The following is a 20,484-nucleotide window of genomic DNA, read 5'->3' as shown; positions in this document are numbered from 1 at the left end:
TGCCCCGGAACGGTCCTGGGTTCACCACTCGCGGTACTCCCGGCGGCCGTGGCGCGGGCCCGGGCGCCTCGTCCGGGCCCGAGCGGCCTCCGCCTCCGGTGGCCGAGGCCGGGCCCGAACAGGCTCCTCCGGTGGCCGAGGCCGGGCCCGAGCGGGCTCCTCCTCCGGTGGCCAAACCGGCCAGACCGGCCGGGGCGGTGGCGGCGGGGTCCCGCGCGCACCGGCCGCCTTCTTCTCGTTCCACTCCCCCTCGCCCAGGACGAGCAGCGGATCGAACATGATGATGGTCCCCGCGATCACCAGGAAGACCACCGGACCGATCAGCATGGGGAGGATGAGCGAAGCGGGCGCCTCACCGCCCACGGATGCGCTGAGCACATCGTCCAGCCGCACGCTGACCGCGGCCATGCCCGTGTAGTGCATCCCGGTCACGGCGACTCCCATCACCATGCTCGACACCAGGCTGGCGCGGAAGCCCTGGATGGTCACGGCGGCCCAGAGAGCGGCGGTCGCGGCCACGACCGCGATCAGGACGGAGAGCAGGACGGTCGGCACGGAGTACTCCAAGTGCCCCTGCATGCGCATCGCGGACATCCCGATGTAGTGCATGCCCGCGACGCCGAGTCCGGTGAACACACCGGCCGCGAGCAGCACCCCGGGGGAGGTGCCCCGGTAGCCGACCATGAAGGCGCCGATGCCGACGACGACGATCGCCACGACCAGGCTGAGAAGGGTGATCGGTATGTCGAAGCCGATCGGGGTCTCCTTCACATGGAACCCCATCATGGCGATGAAGTGCATCGTCCAGATGCCCGAGCCGATCGACGCGGATCCGAGCGCGAGCCAGCCCGCCTTCCAGGAGCGCTGGGTACGCACCGACCGGGCGGTGCAGCGTAAGCCGAGGGCTCCTCCCAGACAGGCCATGAGGTAGGCCGCGAGGGGGGTGGCGGCCCCGTAGTTGAACCCGTCGATCGTGCCGTACATGTACGCTCCACCCTTTTCGCCGCGGGGATCCTGTGCAGAAACGTTGGGTCACCGGCGAGGGTAGGGCGCGGTCGAGCACGCCACCCACACATTTGGTCACGCATCGATAAAGGTGTCTCACCGGGCGTGACGGGATGTCACGTGATTCACCTCATGTCCGTTTTCCCCTTTGCCGCAGGTGGGTGGGGTTGTGCCGGAGGCACGTGCCGTCGCGTCCGCTCATCGGCGGCGCGTGACGCCAGGAGTCAGCCGGGTCCATCGCCGGCGGCCGCGAGGAGTGGCACCACCAGATCGCTGATGGGGGTCGGGATGCCGTGGACCCGTCCGCGGCGCCGCACGACACCGTTGCGGGTGTTCCATTCGAGCGGCCGGTCGGCCTCGCGGTCGGCGAGGATGGAGGTGCCCATGTCGGCCGGGTAGGCCCGGAAGCTTTCAACGATCTCTCGCGGGACCTCGTCGCCCAGTGCCGCGCCCTCGGCTCGGGCGACCTCAAGGCACTCCCGTAGATAGGCCAGGGACAGCTCGGCGATGTCGGTCCTGGCAAACATGCCGGAGCGGCGGCCGGTGAGGACCATCAATCCGGCGACCGCGTTCTGCAACAGCTTGCGCCACGCCACGGACGTGAAGTCCGTGGCCAGGTCGACCGAACACCGGGTGCCGCGCAGCGCCTCGAGCACCACACGGGACGCCGGGGTGTCCGGCAGGGTGAGGCGCGCTTCGCCGCGCAACCACACCGAACCGTCGGACCGCGCCTGGGCGGGGAACCACACGACCGACGGGATGGCCCGGGCGCCGGAGAGGTGAGGCGCGACCATCGATTCCTGCTCGACGCCGTTCTGTAGAACACAGACCACGGTGTCCGCACCGCACAACGCCGTCAACCACGGTGCCGCCGCCTCGACCTGCGTCGACTTGACGGCGAGGAAGACCAGGTCGACCGCCCCGTCAGCCTGTGCCGGGTCGATCCGCACGGGCCCCGGCACGACGACGCGGCCTTCGCCCACGTGCAACTCGAGGCGTTCACGCGCTGTGCGGCCACAGATCCGCGGCGCACGGCCGGCCTCGTGCAGCGCCGCCGCCACGGTCGTGCCGATCGCCCCCGGGCCCACCACCGCGACGGTTAGTTCCATCGACATCGTCATCTCCCTTTTCACCGCGAGGGCCTGACCGCTTCCCGGGGAGCGGGCCCGGGTCGTCCGGTGAGTCGCCCGGATGGGACTTCACGGACGAGGAGTTCGCCGCGACCGCGCCCTCGCTCCATAACGCCGACTTCGTCGCCGTCGCCGTCGCCGTCCACTCCTACCAGCACCGGTTCCAACTCGCCGCAGGCGTGCCGGAATACCAAGCCGACGAGGACCGCATCGCGCCACTTCCACAGATCCAGGCCCCTACGATCGCTGTCAGCGCGCTTGACGACGGGCTCCGCGCGCCGAAACCGACCGCCGAACACGCCGCGCGCTTTCCCGACCTGATCGACGACGTACGCCTTCGCGTCGGCCACAACCCACCCCAGGAAGCACCCGGCGCATTCGCGGACGCGGTCGCCAGGATCCGCTTCCGGGTCGGCGCGTGATCATAGGCCTCGCCGGCCAGTGGACCGGGCGGTTCGCGGACGTCTTCTGGTTGGTTTCCGGAAAGAGCGATCAAAGGACTCCTGTGCTCGCGCGGATGGGCGGATGATGAGAGCGGCATGACGAAGGGGGACGTTTCATGCACGGCAGGGATCTCGCGGCATTACGTGACCGCGCCGAACGGGCCGCGGCCGACGCGCTGGCGTGGATCGTCCCGCCCCCACCGGAGGGCCCGGCGGCCGGCCCCGGTTCGAAGGGCCCCGGTTCGGACGGCTCGTCCGACGGCCCGGCGGCCACGCGAGCGCCCGACGGCACGCGAACGCCCGACGGCACTCGGTCGCCCGCCACCGCCGACCCCGCCCTGCTCGACCAACGCATCACCGAACTGGACGGCCTGGAAGCCGAGTTGGCGGCGGCTGTACCGGACGAGGACGCGCTGCTGTGCACCGTACGCGCCCGGCTCGGCGGCCTGTACGCCGAGCGCTACGGGCGCAATCCCACGGACGACGACCGGAGTAGGGGGCTGCGGGTGCTGCGGGCCGCCCGCGCCCCTGAGGCGCTGGACCCTCGGGACGAGCGGGCCTCCGCCTTCCACCTGGTGCGGTTGCTGCTGACGCCCGGCATGACGGCCGGATGGGACGGCACACTGTCCCGTCTCATGGAGTCCTTCGACATGGGGCGCCGAGTGGCGTTGGGTGACCCCGAACTCACCGCCGATCTGGCCGAGTTGCGCGGTCTGGTGGCCGACCTGGCGCCGACCCTGCCCGAAGACGCCGCCGAATCCCTGTTCTGGGCGGCCGACATCCTCGAACGGGTGCCCGCCGTCGTACGCTCCCGGGACCTCGAGCAGATGGCCGACCTGGCCGCCCGGATGGCGCAGCGGCTGCCGGGCCGCAACTCCGAGCTGATGCGGGCCCTGAGCGGCCTGGCCACCGAATTCTCCGGATCCGGGCAGGCGGGCGAGGGCGATGAGGCCGAGGCCATGGCGGAGTCCTCCGAGGAGGAGACCGCCCTCACCTTCGCACAGGCCGCCCTCATGCTGGAGCTCGAAGTGCCCGGCACCATCCGGACCGAGGATCTGGAGGCCCTGGTCAATGAGGTGAGCAAGGGGCCGGCCGGTGAGGAGGCGGAGACCGCGATGCGCGCGGCGATGAGCCGCATGGCGCACGGCATGCGCACGGGGGACGCCGACCGGCTGGCCGAGGCGGCCGAGTTGATCGGCACGGCCGCCGGTGCGGGATCCGGCCGGGTGGACTGGATGGCCGGGGTCATATCGCCCGGGCTGCTGGCCGCGGCCAACATCCTGGGCGGCAACCTCACCGACCGCGACCAGGCGCGTGCCCGCCTCGACACGCTCTTCGGCCCCGCCTCCGCGGTGTTCGAATCCGCCCACGCGACCGGGCCCGGCGCGGAGGGGCTGCGGCTGTGCACCCGGTGCATGCACCTTCAGCTGCGGCTCAACGAGGCGCTGGACGAGCGGAACACCGAAACGCTGGAGAACCTGCTGGACGAGCTGCTCGACCTGCTGGAGGAGGCCGGCGAGAACAGCGAATGGCAGTTCCTGGTGCTCTTCCTGCTCGGCCAGGCTCAGTTGAGCCTGGCCACGCTGGACGGCGGGATCCCCGCGCTGCGGGCCGCTGTGGCCTACTTCGAGGAAGCGGCGAACCACCCGAGGCTCCCGACCTTCGCCCAGCCCCTCATGGACGCGCAGTGCGCGCCCCTGCTCGCCCTCTTCTCGATGATCGAACCGGATCCCGCGCGGGTCTCCGAGGCCGTGGCCAGGGCCCGCCGGGCCCTGGACGGCCCCGCCTCGACCCCCGACCAGCGGGTGTGGATCCGGCAGGGCATCGGGCTGGCGCTGCTCGCCGTCCACAGGTCGACCGGCGACCCCTCCGACTTGGAGGAGGCGCTCGGCGAGCTGGAACGGGCCAGGGGGGAACTCACCGAGCGCACCAGCCCGGACATCCGGCAGAAGCTGCTGTGGGAGCTGGCCGAGGCGTACCGGCTGCGCGCCGACCGGGAGCGCGATGACACAGGGGCGGCCGTCGCCACCGCGCATGCCTCGCTGTGGGTGCTGGCCGAGGACGTGCTGCTGCAACTCGGCGCCGAGCACGGCCTCGAGGTGGCGAGGGCGGGGGCCAGCCGTGGGCTGCTCGCCGCCCACTGGGCCGCCGTGGACGGCCGGATCGAGGAGGCCGTGACATCGCTGGAGAACGGGCGGGGCCTGGTGCTGCGCGCCGCGGCCGCGGCCGCCGGGGTCCCCGAGCAGCTGGCCGCCCGGGGCGAGGCGGAGCTGGCCGAGCAGTGGCGGACCGCCGTACGGGACCTCCCGCCCGAGGCCGCGCCGACCGGCGGCGGACTCACGCCCGGCACCGGCGGCGCACCCGGTATCGGAGGCGCACCCGGTATCGGAGGCGCACCCAGCATCGGAGGCACCCCGGAGGAGGTCCGGAACGCGCTCGCGCGGGTCATGCCGGCCGGGGCCGCCCCCGGCGTCGAGATCCCCAGCACGCTGCGCCGCCGCGCGCTGGACGTGCTGCGGCGGGACAGCGGCGAGGCGCCGCTGCGCGGACTGCTCGGCGCCCCCGCCATCGGGGAGTTGCGGGACGGGCTGCGCGCCACCGGCGCCGACGCCCTGGTGTATCTGGTGCCCGGGCAGGGCGCCGCCGATGGCGTGGCGGTCCTGGTGCGGAGCACCGGCGAGCCGACGGCGCTGCCCCTGCCGGGGCTCGGCACGCTCGGCCGCGAGCCACTGGAGCGCTATCTGGACGCGGGTGCGCGGCGGTCCGCCGTGTCCGAGCAGGGCATGGACGCCCACGCCGAGGCGCATCGCGACTGGGAGGCGGCACTGGAGGGGCTGTGCGACTGGGCGGGCCCGGCCGTCCTCGCCCCCGTCCTGGACGCGCTGGACGCCCGGGCTGCGGACGACGGGCGCGGGAAGGCGAAGGACGGGCAGGGGAAAGCGGAGGACGGACGGGGGGAGCGCGACGCACCGGTCAGGCTGGTCCTCGTGCCGTGCGGCAACCTCGGTGCCGTTCCGTGGCACGCCGCCCGCCTCCCCCGGCAACGGGCCGACGCGCGGCGTCCGTACGCGTACGTCTGCGAGGACACGGTCATCTCGTACGCCGCGTCCGGCGGTGAGTTCCTGCGGGCCGCCCGGCGCGGCCGGGTGCCCGCGAGCGAGCGCGCGGTGCTGGTGGCCGACCCCAGCGGGGATCTGACGTGGGCGCAGGACGAGGTGACGGCCCTGCGTACCGCGTACTACACCGAGGCCCTGCTCTACGGCTGGCACGAGGACGCGCCCGAGAACGCGCTGGGCACGCCCGATGACGTGCTCTCCCACCTCCCCGGAGGCCCGGCCGCGCCCGCCGCCTCGCTGCTGCATCTGGTGGTGCACGGCCTGGCCGGGCTGCGGCCCACCGACTCGGCCCTCCACCTGGCCGGCCCGGACACCGCGGACCCCCAGGGCCACGCGGACGCCCCGGACCCGGGCAGGCTGACGGTGACGCGCATCCTCGACGTACCCGCCGGGGAGCCGGCCGCCACCGGGCCGCTGATCGTGCTCAGCGCCTGTGAGACGGACCTCAGCAGCCGTGACCACGACGAGGCGCTGACCCCGACCACCGCACTGCTGGCGCGCGGCGCCACGGATGTGGTCGGTTCGCGGTGGAAGGTCTCGGACAGCGCCTCGGCCGCGCTGATGGTGGTCTTCCACCACCAGCTGACCGTCGCCGGGCTGGCTCCGCCGGACGCCCTGCGCGCCGCCCAGCTGTGGATGCTCGACCACGACCGCCATCCCGTCCCCGGGCTGACCGGGCTCCTGCTGGCCGAGACGCAGAGCGACGCGGGGAGTCTGGCCCGGGCCGTCTCCTGGGCCGGATTCATCCACCAGGGCAACCCCGCTCCCCACGCACCCGTGGAAGGACGACAGCCATGACCACCGACGATCTCCTGGAGCTGCTGCGCCGGCATCTGCCGGAGATCCGCGCCTCGCTCACCGCCGCGCAGTTCAGCGGCTTCCAGGACAGTGTGCTGCGGCTGCGGGCCGCCGGAGACGACACCAGGGCCGTGCGCGGCGCGGTGCGGCAGGTGCGACTGGCGCTGCTGCCCCTCCCCCGGGAGATGGAACTGCGCAGAAAGCTGGACCAGTTCCGGTCCGGGGGCGCCGCGCCCTCCGCCGTCCTGCCGGACACCGACCGGCTGGCCGAGCTGATCCGGCTGCTGGACTCCGTGGACTGGCCGACCCTGGACCCCGAGAGCGCCGAGATCGCCCGGGCCGTACGGCAGCGGCTGCTGACCGCCCCCGCGCGGGGCCCGGAGCAGCTCACCGGTACGGCCGCCGAGGATCCCGCCGGGGCCGGGCTGATCCGGCTGTCCGATCCCGAACGCGGCGACCGCTACCCGGACTTCCAGTTCGACCCGGACACCGGTGAGCCACGGCCGGTGGTGCAGCGGATCAACAGGATGCTGCTGTCGGACCAGGACCCGTGGGGCGCCGCCGACTGGTGGCTCGGTGGCAACACCTGGCTGCGTGACACGCCCGCCGCCCTGGTGGGGCGGGTGCCGGACGCACGGCTGACCGAGGCCGCCGCCGCGCTGATCGGAGACGGCGGATGGTGAGGCAGGCGCCCCCCGAGGGCGCGCGGATGAGCCCGAACCTGTTCGTCCTGAGCGCGGGCACCGAACTGTGGAGGTGTCATGACACGGCCTACGCCTGCACCGAGTTCAACCCGAAGCCCGCGCACTCCTTCTTCGGCGGCAACCGCTTCGACGCCACCACCGAGGACCGGTATCCATATCTCTACGCGGCGGTGGCTCCGACCACCACCCTCGCCGAGGTGATGCTGCGGGACATGGAGTTCACCGGGCCGGAGGGGCGGCGACAGGTGCCGTGGGCGCTGGCGGCCACCCGCTCGCTGTCCAAGGTGCGGGTGACCGAGGACCTGGTCCTGGTGCGGCTGATCGAGGAGGAGGACCTGGCCGCGGTGTTCCAGACCTCCTGGCTGCTGGAGACGGACGAGTACGCGCAGACCCGCGCCTGGGCGCGGGAGATCCGGCGTCAGGTGCCGGACGCGCAGGGGCTGGTGTGGCAGTCGCGGCGGCACCGTCCGCACCCCGCCCTGGTGCTGTTCGGCGACCGCTGCGGGGAGGAGCCGCTGAAGGCGGTGCCCGGCCAGGCCCACAACCTGGGCACGTTCGAGGGGGCGGGCGAGGCCAACCAGCTGCTGGCACCGCTGCGGGCGGTCATCATTCCGCCCGGTATGCGGGCATGAGCGCGCGGGGCGGCACGGGGGTCCGTCCCGCGACCCGCCCGGCACCGGCTCAGCCGGTGCCGGGCTCCGGTCCGTACAGCCGTACGGCGAAGCTGACCCGCAGCCCGAGCCGCAGTTGGTCGCCGTCGCGGACGGGGGTGCGCACACCCGCCGCGATCCGGGCGCCGTTCACATACGTACCGTTGCGGCTGCCCGCCTCGGGCTCCTCGACCCAGGCGGTGCCATCCGGCTCCATCGTGATCGAGGCATGACGGCGGGAGACCTTGTTCCAGCCCGCGAACGCGGCGGCGGTCCGCGGCGCCCAGTCCGGGTGGCGGCCCAGGCGCAGCGGAGGTCCCGGGCCGTGGCGGAGCTCCAGACAGGGGTCGGTGCAGACCAGCAGCGCATGGGTGCGCGCACGGCCGCAGGACGCGCAGTGGGTGTCCCGGGGGGCCACCGGCGCACGGCAGTTCCAGCAGGGCGCGGACACCTCGACCCCGGCCGGGGGCGGCGCGGGCCGGGGTTCGGGCGGGGGCTCGGGCTGGGGTTCGGGCTGGGGTTCGGGCGGGGGCTCGGGCTGGGGTTCGGGCGGGGGCCGCTCCTCCGGAGCCGCCGCGGCCGCCTTCCCCGCCGCGTCCGCTTCCGCCGGTCCCGCCGGACCCGCCGGACCCGCCGGTGCTTCCTCCTCCTCGTCGTCCGGCTCGCGCCACCACCCCGCCGGAGCGGCCCCAGCGCTCATCGGCCGGGGCCGGGGCCCGCGGCCCCGGTGCGTACCACCCGCAGGTCCAGGGCCACCGTCCCGTCCGTGGCGGGCCGTACACCGGTGACGGTGACGGCCGTGCCCGACAGTTGCTCCTGGTCGAACAGCGCCCGTGCCAGCGGGTTGATCAGATGTGTCTCCAGCAGCATGCCGATGCCCCGGCCGCCGTTGTCGACATCCGCCGTGCAGTAGGTGGACAGCGCCTGATGCGCCTCGTCGGAGAGGCGCAGATGCACCCCCTGATCCTCGCGCAGCACCCGCTGGATGTTGCCCACCTGGGAGTCGAAGATCTCGGCGGCCACCTTGGCGTCGATGTAGTCGAAGACCACCACATTGCCGCCGAACCGGTTCATCAGCTCCGGCCGGCCGATCCCCTCCACGAAGTGTTCCTTCACATTGGCCAGGATGATCTCCTCGAGCTGGTGGTACGGCATACCGGGCTCCGCCACCCGCCCTTCGCGCCCGCCCTCGCCGGTCCGTTTCCTGACCCCGAGGTTGGAGGTGAAGATCAGCACGCATTCGCTGAAGTACGTGGTGACCCCCTGCCCGTCGGTGAGCCGACCGTCCTCGAGCACCTGGAGGAACTTGTCCAGCACCCCCTTGTCGGCCTTGTCGATCTCGTCGAACAGCACCACCCGGAAGGGGTCGTTGCGCACCGCCGTGGTCAGCTCGCCACCCGCCTCGTAGCCCACGTATCCCGGCGGTGCGCCGAGCAGCCGGTCCACCGAGTGCGGTGCGGAGAACTCGCTCATGTCGAAGCGCAGACAGGCGTCCTCGGTGCCGAACAGCAGCTTGGCCACCGACTTGGCCAGCTCGGTCTTGCCGGTACCGGTCGGCCCGGCGAAGAACAGCACACCGCGCGGCCGGCTGCCGGGGTGGGACGCCTGGGCGCCGGACAGGCCCAGTGCGGCGCGCTTGAGGATGTCGAGGGTCTTGCCGACCGCCTTCTCCTGGCCCTTCACCCGCGCCCGCAGATCCGCCTCGCCCTTCTTGATCTGCGCGCGGATGTAGTCCGCCTGCCACGGGTTGTCCTTGACACCGAGCTGGTAGACCCGGACCGCGTCCCGCATCTCGGCGAACGACATCCCGCGGTCGAGGGCCATCCGGGCGCTCTCCCGCATCGCGCGCAGGGTCAGCCCGGCGGTGGCGCGGGCGAAGGTGTCGAGGTCGTGCTCGTCCGGCCGCCGTTGCTTGTCGAACCGCACCGGCCCGTCGTCCCCGTGGTCCTCGGGCGCGGACGCGGCGGTGTGCTCCTCGGCCAGCAGCTCGGCCATGCGCCGTCTGCTGCCCAGGTCGGGCAGCGGGATGCCGATGGTGCGGACCCGCTCGCTGCCCGCCACCAGCCAGGTGGGCAGGTCGCGCTCCCCGTCGGCGAGCCAGATCACGGGGTTGAACAGCCGCCTCCCACTGCCCGGGGAGGAGATCGGCCGCGCATCCTCTGCCAGCTTCAGGCAGTTGAGGAAGAAGTCCCGCTCCGCGTCGCTGAGCCGGGTGACATCGGTGGGGATGCGCGCGGCGTAGTCGATCAACAGCACTACCCGGTAGGGCTGTTGGCGCTGTGCGGTGTCCGGACGGGGCCGTCCGTCCGGTGTCTTCGGCTGCCGCCCCTGCTGCTTCCAGCCGCTGACGATGTCCCCCAGGGTCCGCTCCGCGTCGGCCAGGTGGACGGGGGTGTCGGCGCGCCGGGCGCGGCCGGGTCTGGTGGCGTCCCGTCCGTGCAGCAGCTCGCGGACCTCCTTGGCGGCGGGGCCCGCGACCACGGTGAAGCCGTCGGCGATGTCGAAGCGGATCAGCGCCTCGTACCCCTCCTGCCACAGGGCGTTCCACAGCACCTCGGTGAGGGTGTGGTGGGCGTCGTACGTCCGCTCGGGGCCGCCCTCGTCGGGGTCCTTGTCGTGGCGGACGAGGTGGATGTCCCGGATGCTGCCGTGCAGGACGTACTGGGAGTGGACGCTGAGCGTGCCGACCAGCTCCTCGGCGAAGGCCGGGAGGCTGCGGTCCGCGCGGCCCGGGGACGTGGGGCCCGGCGACGTGGCTGCCTCGGTCATGACTGCGTCTCCTGGTCACGGTGGCGGACCTTGGGCCCGGTACGGTGGTCATGGGCGGGGCGGGCCGCCGTGCGCGGGACCGGCCGCGCGGGCGGCTCGTCGAACTCGAACGGCACGCTGAGCCCGGCCCGTTCGGCCAGCTTCCGCAGCTCCCGCAGATGGTCGGGGGCCTCCACGCACCGCTGCCAGTCGAGGTCCAGATCGTCGTCGGTCTCCTCGGCGGGGTCGCGCTCGCGGTGCATGGTGGAGACCCGGGCGGTGCCCTCGGCGTCCACGCTGATGCGCAGCCAGTGGTCGTCCCCCCAGCCCGGCGGGGTCCAGTCGATGAACTGCACCGCTCCGGAGGTGGCGTATCCGGCCGTCTCGGGCTCCGAGCGCTGGACCGCCGCGCGGATCACCTCCGCGGCGTAGATCCGCTGGTACGCGTCGACGCGCTCCCCGACGCGGGCCGCGACGCGGGCGCGCTCGGCCTCCTCCAGCGTCCCGCCCTGGTGCAGAAACCGCTCCAGGACGGCGATCTCCGCCCCGGCGTCGGGCAGCGGAACGGGGGTGCCCGGGTGGTCGGCGCGGAGGAAGGCGAGCTGCTGGGCGGCCCACTCCTCGGTCTCCTGCCGCCGCTCGGCGTCACGCGAGACCCGCTCGGCGAAGCGGGCGGCCTCCCGCAGATGGCGCTTGGCCGCGGCGGGCCGCTGGGCGGCCACTTCCGCGGCGACGGTGACCTTCTCCTCCACCAGCCGGTAGTCGGCCACCGCCACGTTCCGCGGGAGCGTGGCCAACAGGTCCGCGCCCAGCCGCAGCACCTCCTCCTCGCTCGGGGCCGCGGTGGCGGCGGGCGGCGGCTGTGGCAGCGCATCGCGCGCCTCGGCCTCGGTGGCGGCCTCCTCGTACGCCTCCAGGGCCTTGACGCGACGGGCGCGCAGGGTGGCGTGCCAGCCGGAGTCCGCGGGGTGCGCTCCGGCCACCGGGCGGGCGGCGGCCTCCATGGTGGCGCGTGCGTACGCGGCCTCCGCGTGGCGCAGCCGGCGGTCGGTGTCGGCCAGCCGTCGCCACACCTCGTCCAGGCTCATACCGGTCAGGGACAGCGGCGGCGGCAGGTCGGGCGGCTCCGGCGGCCCGTCGGGTCCGGCTGCCGCGGCGGCCCGCCGGATGCGCGCGCGCAGTGTGTCGAGGCGCGCGTTGGCCCGGACGGCGGCGAACGCGGCGTCCCGCCAGCACTCGGCGGCCTGCCGGGCGTCCAACTGCCGCTGCCGCAGCTCGGCCTGGTACTCGGCGGCGCGGATGGCGGCGGCCGCGAGCACCTGTGCCCCGGCCATGGTGGCGCGGCCGACGAGCAGCGCCCCGCTGAGCGAGCCGAGGCCGATCAGGGCGGGCACCATCAGGTCGTGCAGCTGGTCCATGGCGGCGTGCAGCGCATGGCCCCCGACGTTCTGCACGGCGTCGCCGATGTGCTGTCCGACGCCGGTGCCGATGTGGTCCGACAGACCGGTGCCCTGGACCGTCTGGTGCGGCACCCCGGTGTTCTGGACGGTGTCCTGGACCGTGTTCTGAAACGTGTGCTGGACGGTCTCGGCAGCCGGAGGCTGGGGGAAGTACACATCCGGCATCACATCGCCGATGCTGGGGATCGCCTGGCCTGAACTCATGTGACACTCCCTGACGTGGGCGGGGCCGCCGCCCTCGGTCGGCCGGGGCGGACCCGGTCGTCCCGGCCGCGCAGCTCCGCCACATAGCGGCGCCAGCACCGCGTCCGGTGCCAGGTCCACCAGAGAAGAACGGCCACCGTGGCGATCGGCCACACCCAGGGGGCGTAGGCCACGGCGGCCCACAACAGGGCGATGGCCGGGATGATCAGCAGGCCCTGGACGGGGAAGCGCGAGCCGGGGCGGCGGATGAACCGGGCCACGGGCGACCCACGGTCGATCAGCAGCCCGGCCAGCGAACGGTCCGGGTGGTAGCCGGGGCTGCCGATGCGATACGCCGTCCACAGCTCCAGCGCCAGCACGGCGGCGGCCGCCGGGACGACCAGCATCCACGCCGTCAGCACCGCCCGCTGAGCGGGCCATCCCACCAGGTCCCCCAGGCCGATCGCGAAGATCCACGGGAGGACGAGGCCGACGGCTCCGCCGAGGGCCCAGCCGAGCGTGGGCAGCATGTCCTGTCTGCGCACCCACAGCATGGCCACGTCCAAGTCGCGCTGCTGGCGGAGCAGGGCCCGCTCCTCGTTCACCCGGCCCTGCGCCTCGGTGGCCTCCTGCTCGGCGAAACCGGCCAGCCACTCGGCCAGTTGCATCCGCACCAGGTCGTCGGGGTCGCGCAGCAGCCTGCCGTACCAGGCCACCGGCTGTGGGAACGCCGCCTGGATCCGGGCGGTCCGTTCCTGGAGCCTGCGCCGGTGCGCGGTGGGGGCCGCGGCGAGCGAGAGGAGGGCCGCGAGCCGGGAGCGGTCGAGCCGGGTGGCGGCGCGCACCTCGGCTCGGCGGTCGCGCAGCCAGGGCGACGCGTGCAGCGCCTCGTCCACGGTGTGCTGCCAGCGGGAGCGGGCCGTCAGCCAGCGCTGCTGTACCTCGGCGAGCCCTTCGCCGCCGGGCCGCGAGTCCAGCAGCGGCAGGATGGTGTGGTCCCGCAGGTCCGCCACGACGGAGAGGGCGAACTCATCGCCGCGCCCGGCCTCCCGCAGCAGATCGCCGAGCCCCGCGTGGTCCAGCGGCACCCCGCGGTAGGAGGCGTCGAGGGTGGGGCCGAGCCAGGAGATCAGCCGCACCATCGTGACCGGCTTGGGCTCACGCGGCGGCGTGGCGGGGTGGTGCGGCTCCAGGAGGCCGAGCAGCGCCGTCAGCTCCTCGGCGTCGCGGCCCGGCACACCCTCGAACTGCCGTAGCCAGCGGGTGAATTCGCCACGGCCGCGCCGCCGGGAGAGGAGCTGCCGGGCGGGCCGCCAGTTCTCGCTGAACGCCCTGGCCAGCTGCTTCGGCCGGGTGTACCGCTCGTCGAGGAAGGCGAACGGCTCGATGTCCGGGTCGTCCGCCGGGTCCGAGGCGCCGGGGGCCGCGCCCGTCTCCCAGGGGGCGACCGGTGGCGAACCGCCCACCAGCCACTGCGCCACCTCGTCGGTGCCCCAGCGGTGGTCGGGGTCGCGGGTGAGCAGCCCCCGGCACAGCAGCCGCAGCCGGTGGTCGGTGACCAGGGACAGATCCGGGGCGCGGGAGCTGATCTCCTCGCGGACGAAGTCGTTGTCGGTGAACCGGATGGGGTGGCGTCCGCCGGCCATCTCGGCGACGATCATGCCGAGCGACCACCAGTCGGCGGGCGGATGGATCAACTGGTGGCGCAGCGACGCCTGCGGGGACATGTAGAGGGCGGTGCCGACCCAGCGCTCGTCCCGGGTGTAGCGCTCGGCGGGTTCATGGGCGGAGACGGCGAAGTCCACGAGGACGAGGTCCGGGGCGGCCGGGTCGAGGCTGCCGAGCACGATGTTGGCGGGGCTGAGGTCCCGGTGCACGATGTTCAGTTCGTGCAGGGTGGTGAGGGCCTCGTGCAACTGCCGTACGACGCTGTGGATGAGCACGGGGTCGGCCGGGCCCGGATTGTCGTTCAGATATCCGGCCAGGTCGGTCTCGCCGTAGGAGGGCGCCAGGTCGTACGGATGGCCGTCGGCCCCGGTGTCGCTGGTCTCGGTGAAGTGGGTGAGGTGGCGGCGCGGGCGGTCCCGCAGCAGCTCCCACACCCGGCGGTCCGGGGCGTGGCCGCGGTGGTACCACTTCAGGATGTGGCTGCCGCGGTCGTCCTCGACGCGGTAGACGGCCGCCTGGTGCGGATGGTCGGGGCGGCGCAGCACGGCCCTCAGGCGGAACCGGCCGCGCAGCGAGACGGGCAGCGCTCCGGTGTCCCCGCGCAGGTCGCGACCCCCGTCCGCGGCCTGCGCCGAGGTCGCCGAGGCCGCCGAGGCCGCCGAGGGGATCTCGTCCTCGGTGGGCCCGGCCGATGTGGCGGCCGCCGACGAGGGCGGCTCCTCGTGCTCGGTGGGCGGCGGCCCGGCGTCGTGCGCGCGCCGCCGCTCTTCGGGCTCCCCGGAGGCCCCGTACTCCTCGTCGTCCTCGTATTCCGTGGGGGGCGGCTGCTGGTGCGGCTGGGTCACAAAGGTCACCTCGTGAACGGGCGGGCGTTGTCGGATTCATGGCGGCGACGAGGGTGGCCGGGGGCCGCCGGGCCGTGGATCAAGAAAGCGGAACCCGGAAATCGGAAATCTGTTCCAGCACGGCGTGAATTACCGGCGGCACAATGCCCGGCAGCCCGGCAGGGAACGGCCGCCGGAGACCGATTTCTTCTTTCCCGGCCGGTCGCTAGCCTGGTGACCATGAGTCAGGAGCCATTTGAGTCAAATTTGCCCACATACGATCAACTCCTGGAAGAACTCAAAAGCATACGCAGACCCGGACTGCCAGATCTGCGCAACATCGATCGGCCGGCGCTGCGCGCCGCGGCCGTGGCGGGCGGCTTCTGCGATGGCTCCGACGACGCCCCGGCCGGTATCGAGGCGCTGCTCAAGGAGGCGGTACGGCGCCTCGGCGAGCGCGATCTGCTGGGCCGGGCCGCGGCCCACACCTTCGGACTGCTCCCCGACCGCCGGGGCGCGCCCGCCCATGACCGCCGTAAGACGGCCGCCGCCGTGTACGGAGTCACCTCCGAGCGGTTCCGCAAGCACCAGGAACCGCAGGTCCTCCAGCAGCTCGCCGAGGCCGTGCTGACCATCCTGCGCGAGCCGCCGGCCCTCTCCGGCGGACAGAGCCCGATGGGACTGGGCCCCGGGCCGGGCGCCGGGGCCCAGCGCCCCGGCGGACCGAGCGCGGCCGGGCAGAGCACTCTCGCGCGCGGCGGCCGGAGCGGCCCGGAGCCTCCGCTGCGGGTCGACAGCGTTCCGGTGGATGCCCAGAGCACGTTCACCCTCCATGTCTCGCCCATCGAACTGCTGCGGGACATCGAGGTGCTGGTCTCCTCGGAGAACGTCTACCTGGAGATGTCCAAGACCTTCCGCCCCACCGTCTCCGGCGCGCTGCGCCTGGCCGCCGCCGTACGCGACCCGGCCGGGGAGATCGTCGACGATGTGCTCGCCCGCGAACTGGCCGCGTGGCTGCGCACCCACGGCCGCCCGGGGCTGCCGATCCGACCGGGCACGGTGGTGCCCACCTCGCCGGGAGCGCTCGCCGCGCGCGGCGTCCGGCGGATCTTCCACGCCGCGGTGGCCACACCGCTGGACGACACGTACGAGGTCCGCCCGGAGAGCATCGCCCGCGCGGTCAGCGCGTGCTTCGCGCTCGCCCGGGCCGAGCGCGACCGCTATGAGCCCGCCCTGTCCTCCATCTGCTTTCCGCTGCTCGGCGCGGGCCGGGGCGGACTGGCACCGGCGGTCAGCGCGACCTGGCTGCGCTGGGCGATCCGCGATGAACTCGCCCGGGACGCCCGCTGGCGGGTGCACCTGGTGGTCCGCAGCCGGGAGATTGCCGAAGCCGTGGGCGCGCTGTGAGCACAGCGGCGGAGGCCACGGCGCCCCGGGCCACGGCGGCCGGTGCCACGACCGCCCCGGCGACAGCCACCCCAGCCACGGCCACCCGGCCCACCGCGGCCCTGGCCACAGCCGCCCGGTCCGCCGCGCCCCCGACCACAGCCGCCGGACCCGCCGCACACCGCGCCGACCGAGCGGCCGCGTGCCCTGTCGACCGACCGGCCGCACACCCTGCCGACCCACCGGCCACGCGCCGTACCAGCCGGGTCGGCGCCCCCGCTCAGGGGCGCCAGCTCGCAGCGGTGAGGGCGATTCCCGCCCGCCGCAACCGACGCTCCAGCGCGACCAGTTCGCCGCGCCGCGGCACTCCGTAGAGCCGCACATCGCCGTCCCCCTCGACCATCTGCAGACGCGGCCCGCTCTCCGTACGGGCCAGATGCTCCTGGTAACGCGCCCGCCCCCGCGCCGTACGCGGCCGCATGCGCTGGTTGGCCGAGCCGCGCCACACCAGGGCGGTGGGCTCGGCCACCCGGTAGCGCCCGGTCACCAGCACATCGGCGTGGCGGACGGCGGCGGAGCGCGCCGCGTCGGCTTCCACTTCCTCCTCCTCGTATCCCGTGTACAGGAGGATGTCGATCTCGCGGCCCGCCGCCGGGCCGCCCGGTGCCACCGCCTCCGCGCGGGCCCGCACCGCCCCGGCCAGCAGGGCCTCCAGGGCGCCGGGCTGGTCGAGCGGTTCGCCGCCGCTGACCGTCAGCCCGTCGGCGCCCCGGGCCAGCGCCTCGCGCCACAGCCCGAGCAGGGACGACACCGTACGGGAGGCGCCGCCCGACGGCTCCCAGGTGTGCCGGGACATACAGCCGGCGCACGCCAGCCCGCACCCCTGGGACCAGATGCCCAGGCGCCGCCCCGGACCCAGGGTCTCCACCGGAAAGTGCGTCTGGCTGACCCGGAGCGTGGGCTCCGCGCACCCTGGAACGTTCTCCACCGACCCATCTCCCATTCCCCCGAGGTCGTGTTCCGAGATTCATGATCAAAGAGGCGTGGCCCCGGAACCGTTCCAGTATGACCCGGCGTCAGGCATCGACGAGGGCGTTCTCCGGTCGACTTCCGGGCGTTTTCAGGATCGTGTCCTATGGGGAGCATTCCCGGGTACGACCTCATCGATACGGTCTGACAGGGAATCGAATCGACAACGACATCGCCATCGTCATCCACATCGACTGCGAGCCCTTTGCGGGAGAAAGCGGAATTCCACTGTCCGCAATGCGGCTGTCCGGAGCGGGCATTTCCGCACCGGGGAAATCGGGGGATCCATTTCCATGATCACAAGCGACAGTGTCAACGGGGTGGTGCGCCGGGGAAGGCTCGGCCGTACCGCCCGCTTCGCGGCCCGGTGGCGGGGCCGGCGCGACGGCGCCCGCGGCGTCCCCCGCGTCCCGCTCCCGGCGCCGCCCGAGGAGGAGCGGGGCAAGACGCCCCCGCCGCCCATCGAGCCACCGGCTCCCGAGCTGCTGATCACCCCGTATGTGATGGAGGTGCGCACCGGCGTCCGCCGGGCCACCGAGCAGATGCGCGCCGCTCTCATCGGGCGGGAGCACGCCCTGCTCAGCCGGTTGCGCGCGGAGTCGGTGCGCGTGGTCACCCAGTACGACGTCCGGGAGGACCCCCGGCCCGCGGCGCTCGCGCGGTACGGCCACTGGATGGGTCAGTGGCGCACCAGCGTGGACCGGTGCCGGTCGCATGCCCAGGCCGTCGTCGACCAGGCCAACCAGCGACTGGCCTGCTACTGGGACGCGGTGCGCGAGACCCACCCCCACCTCTCCCGCCTCCCCCGGCGTCCGCCCGGGGACTGGCTGCCCGGCCGGGTGGAGTTGGACGGGTCCTGGTACCGGCCCGACGTCTGGCTGCTGGCCGACGACGACAGCGCCCGCACGGCCACCTCCCGGGCGCTGCACATACTCGAACGGCAGAACACCGACCGCGTCGACGGGAGGACCTCGCGATGACCGTCCGAACCGTCCACAACCCCGCTCCGGTGGCGCCGGACGCCCGGCTGCGCCGGAACCGGCGGCGCGCGCTGACCGCCGCGCTGGCGCTCGCCCTGGCGGCGGGCGGCACGGCCTGCGGCTCCGACGAGCCGTCACGCTACTCCCGGACATGTGGCGTCGTGGTCGACGGCTCCGGCTCGGCGGCCGCCTCCCGGACCGGCTTCGACGCGGAGGCCAAGCTCAAGGCCACCCTCCAGAGGTTCCTGGCGGACAAGAAGTGCCGCAAGACGTCCTTCGCCCCGATCACCAAGGTGTCCGAGGCGTCCAAGTGCCAGGTCAGCCCGCTGGATCTGGATCCGAACACCTCGAAGACCGCCGACCGCGAGCGGACCCGCACCACCATGCGCGCGGTGGCCCTCTCCAACGCCCTGAAGCTGCTGCGCTGTGCCCAGAAGGAGGAGCCCGGCTCCGATGTGCTCGGGGGGCTTTCGCGCATCGGGCTGTCCAAGCCCTCCGGCGACGACGCGTCGTTCGACGTCCTGGTGGTGAGCGACTTCGACCAGGGCGACACCGACTTCCGGCTGGGGCGGCAGGACCTGTCCACCGCCGCGAGCCGCCGGACCGTCATCGACGGCTTCCTGAAGTCGCACGGCAGGCCGGAGCTGTCCGGCGCCGACATCTACCCGGTGGGCTACGGCATGAAGTACGGCACCGACACCTCCCGGTACGAGCAGTTCAACTCCTTCTGGACGGAGCTTCTGGAGGGGAGGGTGAAGGCACATGTCCACACCACCTACCGCCGGTGACGACGAGGCACCGCGGCGGCTGAGGCTGCGCCGCCGCAGGGCCGACGCGGACCGCGGGCGGCGCGGCGGGCGGACCGCCGCGCGGCGGTTCCCCGACGGGGCGCTGCCGCAGCCCGAGCCCGTCGCCTCGGATGTCATCCGGGCCGGTGACAGTGCCTGGCTGCTGGACCGGGCGCGCAAGCACGGCGCCTCGGCGGCCTCGCGCAAGGTCTTCGACCCCTGGGTGCTGGCCAGTCCCGACCGGGTGTCCTACTTCGCCGAGCTGGCCAGTCTGCGCAACAAGGTCAGACACCGGCTCGCCGAGGAGCAGGCCCGGGCCGAGGAGGACGGCGCGCTGGAGGCGAGCCGGGTGCGGGCGGCCGCCACCGCCGCCGGAGTCCGGCTGGAGCGCGCGGGCCGGCAGCGGGCCGCCCTGGAGCAGCAGCAGTCGGTGACCATCGACCAGCTGGACCGGCTGGCGCGGCGGGCCGACCGGTGGCAGACCTTCCGCGACACCGTACGGGGCGGTTTCGAGCGCCGGTGGCTGCGTGCCCGTCTGCCCGCCGACGCAGGCGACACCACCGGTCCCGAACGGCCGGGCGCCACGCGGCCCGAGGACGAGCCGGAGACCACCGGTGGCCACGCCCGCTGGCAGGCGGTGTCCGACCACGATCCGGTGGCGGAGGCGGACGCGGCCCAGCGTGCCCTGTCCACCAGGGCGGCGTGGGAGGGTGCGGCGGCGCGCCCCGGTATGCCGCGCTGGATGAAGTTCGGGGTGCTTGCCGCCCTGATCGTGGTCGAACTGCCCGTCTACTACTCGGTGTTCGAGAATCTGCACGGTGTCGGGCGGTTCGCCGATCTGCTCTCCTACAGCCTCATGGTGGCCGTGGCGGTGGCGATGATCCTCGCCCCGCATATCGCGGGCTGGATGCTGCGGCGGCGCTCGGCCACCGGCGCGGTCCGGCTGTCGTCCGTGCCCGCCCTCGCCCTGCTGGGCATATGGGCGTACGGCGCCTGGGCGTTGGGGGATCTGCGGGCCAAGGTGGCGTTCCGGGAGGAGCCTCCGCTCGATCTGCCGCCCGATGTGGCCGCGGATGTCGGGGACAGCGTGAGCAATCCCCCGAGCCTCATCGAGTCCCTGCACCTGGACCCGCACAGCGTGTCCTGGATGTTCATCGCGCTGCTGCTGCTCTCCGGTGGCATCGCCTTCCTGATCGGGCTGGGCGAGGAGCATCCGTATCTGGCGGCGTACCGGACCACGGCCGAGCGGCTGCGGGAGCTGGAGCGGGACATCGAGACGGATCTCGCCGGCTCCGAGCGCGCCAGGGAGGCCGAGGCCACCGTGGGCGCCCGCGCGGGCGCCCGCCGCGCGGCCCATGAGGAGCGGCTCTACGCGGTCGACGAGCTGTACGAGGCGGCGGCCCACGCCTACCTGGACGGCGTGGCCATGGAGTCCGGCGATCCCGCGGTCACGGAGGCCGCCATGCGGCTGTCCAGTCAGTGGCCGCTGCTGCCGCGCTGAGGGCGTGCGGCACGCCGAGAAGACATACGGAGACCCACGGGGGGTGGCGATGGAGCCCACGGCACCGTCGC

At 73.6% G+C, this 20,484-nt stretch carries 15 protein-coding genes; 8 read left to right on the top strand and 7 right to left on the bottom strand.

Features of this window, described 5'->3' with window-relative positions; translation table 11 throughout:
- Positions 1-21: 21 nt before the first annotated feature.
- Both KHP12_RS45940 and KHP12_RS45935 read right to left on the bottom strand, forming a co-directional pair.
- Complete coding sequence (locus tag KHP12_RS45940) at positions 22-984, bottom strand: MHYT domain-containing protein (RefSeq protein ID WP_211834594.1); 963 nt, start codon at positions 982-984, stop codon at positions 22-24.
- Positions 985-1,229: 245 nt separating this feature from the next.
- The gene (locus tag KHP12_RS45935) at positions 1,230-2,120 is read right to left on the bottom strand and encodes an oxidoreductase (protein WP_208653164.1); all 891 of its coding nucleotides are present in this window, start codon (positions 2,118-2,120) and stop codon (positions 1,230-1,232) included.
- Positions 2,121-2,314: 194 nt separating this feature from the next.
- On the opposite strand from KHP12_RS45935, the gene KHP12_RS45930 reads away from it, so the two are divergent.
- The 4 genes from KHP12_RS45930 to KHP12_RS45915 all read left to right on the top strand — a co-directional run bounded on the left by KHP12_RS45930 (position 2,315) and on the right by KHP12_RS45915 (position 7,828).
- Positions 2,315-2,557, top strand: a complete 243-nt coding sequence (locus KHP12_RS45930; protein ID WP_086884352.1) for an alpha/beta fold hydrolase — start codon at positions 2,315-2,317, stop codon at positions 2,555-2,557.
- A 137-nt stretch (positions 2,558-2,694) separates the two neighbouring features.
- The gene (locus tag KHP12_RS45925; RefSeq protein ID WP_211834593.1) at positions 2,695-6,492 is read left to right on the top strand and encodes a CHAT domain-containing protein; all 3,798 of its coding nucleotides are present in this window, start codon (positions 2,695-2,697) and stop codon (positions 6,490-6,492) included.
- The gene (locus KHP12_RS45920; protein WP_086884350.1) at positions 6,489-7,175 is read left to right on the top strand and encodes a hypothetical protein; all 687 of its coding nucleotides are present in this window, start codon (positions 6,489-6,491) and stop codon (positions 7,173-7,175) included. The genes KHP12_RS45925 and KHP12_RS45920 overlap by 4 nt, the downstream gene beginning before the upstream one ends.
- Before the next feature lie 26 nt (positions 7,176-7,201).
- Positions 7,202-7,828 (top strand): RES family NAD+ phosphorylase, encoded by a 627-nt coding sequence (locus KHP12_RS45915; protein ID WP_086884349.1) that lies wholly within the window; start codon positions 7,202-7,204, stop codon positions 7,826-7,828.
- Positions 7,829-7,877: 49 nt separating this feature from the next.
- On the opposite strand, the gene KHP12_RS45910 is transcribed toward KHP12_RS45915, so the two are convergent.
- Genes KHP12_RS45910 through KHP12_RS45895 form a run of 4 tightly spaced genes read right to left on the bottom strand, consistent with a single transcriptional unit; the run spans position 7,878 to position 14,750 of the window.
- Positions 7,878-8,546, bottom strand: a complete 669-nt coding sequence (locus tag KHP12_RS45910) for an FHA domain-containing protein (RefSeq protein ID WP_210608954.1) — start codon at positions 8,544-8,546, stop codon at positions 7,878-7,880.
- Positions 8,543-10,615, bottom strand: a complete 2,073-nt coding sequence (locus tag KHP12_RS45905; RefSeq protein WP_210608955.1) for an AAA family ATPase — start codon at positions 10,613-10,615, stop codon at positions 8,543-8,545. Before KHP12_RS45905 ends, KHP12_RS45910 begins: the two co-directional genes overlap by 4 nt.
- The gene (locus tag KHP12_RS45900) at positions 10,612-12,258 is read right to left on the bottom strand and encodes a hypothetical protein (RefSeq protein ID WP_086885653.1); all 1,647 of its coding nucleotides are present in this window, start codon (positions 12,256-12,258) and stop codon (positions 10,612-10,614) included. Before KHP12_RS45900 ends, KHP12_RS45905 begins: the two co-directional genes overlap by 4 nt.
- Positions 12,255-14,750 (bottom strand): protein kinase domain-containing protein, encoded by a 2,496-nt coding sequence (locus KHP12_RS45895; RefSeq protein WP_211834592.1) that lies wholly within the window; start codon positions 14,748-14,750, stop codon positions 12,255-12,257. The genes KHP12_RS45900 and KHP12_RS45895 overlap by 4 nt, the downstream gene beginning before the upstream one ends.
- Positions 14,751-14,996: 246 nt before the next feature.
- Between KHP12_RS45895 and KHP12_RS45890 the strand changes: the two genes are divergently transcribed.
- Positions 14,997-16,136, top strand: a complete 1,140-nt coding sequence (locus KHP12_RS45890) for a macro domain-containing protein (protein ID WP_244203364.1) — start codon at positions 14,997-14,999, stop codon at positions 16,134-16,136.
- A 259-nt stretch (positions 16,137-16,395) separates the two neighbouring features.
- Here the strand turns inward: KHP12_RS45890 and KHP12_RS45885 are convergent, their stop codons facing one another.
- Positions 16,396-17,103, bottom strand: a complete 708-nt coding sequence (locus tag KHP12_RS45885) for a 4Fe-4S cluster-binding domain-containing protein (protein WP_086885654.1) — start codon at positions 17,101-17,103, stop codon at positions 16,396-16,398.
- Positions 17,104-17,437: 334 nt separating this feature from the next.
- On the opposite strand from KHP12_RS45885, the gene KHP12_RS45880 reads away from it, so the two are divergent.
- The 3 genes from KHP12_RS45880 to KHP12_RS45870 are packed head-to-tail and all read left to right on the top strand — an operon-like array spanning position 17,438 to position 20,413.
- Complete coding sequence (locus KHP12_RS45880; RefSeq protein WP_086885651.1) at positions 17,438-18,124, top strand: hypothetical protein; 687 nt, start codon at positions 17,438-17,440, stop codon at positions 18,122-18,124.
- On the top strand, positions 18,121-18,912 hold the full coding sequence (locus tag KHP12_RS45875; RefSeq protein WP_086884437.1) for a hypothetical protein: 792 nt from the start codon (positions 18,121-18,123) through the stop codon (positions 18,910-18,912). The genes KHP12_RS45880 and KHP12_RS45875 overlap by 4 nt, the downstream gene beginning before the upstream one ends.
- Complete coding sequence (locus KHP12_RS45870) at positions 18,887-20,413, top strand: hypothetical protein (RefSeq protein WP_086884438.1); 1,527 nt, start codon at positions 18,887-18,889, stop codon at positions 20,411-20,413. The genes KHP12_RS45875 and KHP12_RS45870 overlap by 26 nt, the downstream gene beginning before the upstream one ends.
- The last annotated feature ends 71 nt before the right edge of the window (positions 20,414-20,484 follow it).

The organism is Streptomyces asiaticus (assembly GCF_018138715.1).
GTDB classification, from domain to species: Bacteria; Actinomycetota; Actinomycetes; order Streptomycetales; family Streptomycetaceae; genus Streptomyces; species Streptomyces asiaticus.
Note: the sequence above shows the minus strand (reverse complement) of the source record. Positions and strands in the feature narration are given on the sequence as shown.

Bases quoted from the DNA above. Each gene is read 5' to 3' on its own strand.
- KHP12_RS45925 (WP_211834593.1), top strand. From the start codon at position 2,695: ATGCACGGCAGGGATCTCGCGGCATTACGTGACCGCGCCGAACGGGCC.
- KHP12_RS45920 (WP_086884350.1), top strand. From the start codon at position 6,489: ATGACCACCGACGATCTCCTGGAGCTGCTGCGCCGGCATCTGCCGGAG.
- KHP12_RS45880 (WP_086885651.1), top strand. From the start codon at position 17,438: ATGATCACAAGCGACAGTGTCAACGGGGTGGTGCGCCGGGGAAGGCTC.
- KHP12_RS45875 (WP_086884437.1), top strand. From the start codon at position 18,121: ATGACCGTCCGAACCGTCCACAACCCCGCTCCGGTGGCGCCGGACGCC.
- KHP12_RS45910 (WP_210608954.1), bottom strand. From the start codon at position 8,546: ATGAGCGCTGGGGCCGCTCCGGCGGGGTGGTGGCGCGAGCCGGACGAC.
- KHP12_RS45940 (WP_211834594.1), bottom strand. From the start codon at position 984: ATGTACGGCACGATCGACGGGTTCAACTACGGGGCCGCCACCCCCCTC.
- KHP12_RS45900 (WP_086885653.1), bottom strand. From the start codon at position 12,258: ATGAGTTCAGGCCAGGCGATCCCCAGCATCGGCGATGTGATGCCGGAT.
- KHP12_RS45905 (WP_210608955.1), bottom strand. From the start codon at position 10,615: ATGACCGAGGCAGCCACGTCGCCGGGCCCCACGTCCCCGGGCCGCGCG.
- KHP12_RS45915 (WP_086884349.1), top strand. From the start codon at position 7,202: ATGAGCCCGAACCTGTTCGTCCTGAGCGCGGGCACCGAACTGTGGAGG.
- KHP12_RS45870 (WP_086884438.1), top strand. From the start codon at position 18,887: ATGTCCACACCACCTACCGCCGGTGACGACGAGGCACCGCGGCGGCTG.
- KHP12_RS45935 (WP_208653164.1), bottom strand. From the start codon at position 2,120: ATGTCGATGGAACTAACCGTCGCGGTGGTGGGCCCGGGGGCGATCGGC.